Below are 257 nucleotides of genomic sequence, written 5' to 3'. Positions count from 1 at the left end.
GCGACCGAACGCATCGGACGGCTGCGCGGCGGGGGCGGGCTGACCCGACCACTGCTGCGGGCCTCCAGGCTGCTGCTGCCAGGCGGGCTGGCCGTTCCAGGCGGGCTGGCCGGAAGCGGGCTGGCCCGATCCGGGCTGGCCCGGACCGGGCTGCGACGGCGGGACGGGCTGGTTGGGCGGGTTCTCGCTCACGGCTGGGGGTCCTCTCCGACCGGGAGGCCGGCGCCGCACTCCAGCACCCGTGTCCCCCCGACACG

The 257-nt window shown here is 78.2% G+C and carries 1 pseudogene; it reads right to left on the bottom strand.

The window, feature by feature from the left end:
• A pseudogene (locus HP445_RS00055) lies at window positions 1–192 on the bottom strand (DUF4190 domain-containing protein); the annotation flags it as partial.
• Window positions 193–257 lie beyond the last annotated feature (65 nt).

The organism is Curtobacterium flaccumfaciens (assembly GCF_013359815.1).
In the GTDB taxonomy this organism is placed as follows: domain Bacteria; phylum Actinomycetota; class Actinomycetes; order Actinomycetales; family Microbacteriaceae; genus Curtobacterium; species Curtobacterium flaccumfaciens.
The sequence above is the reverse complement of the archived record's forward strand: the minus strand, read 5'-3'. Positions and strand labels throughout refer to the sequence as shown.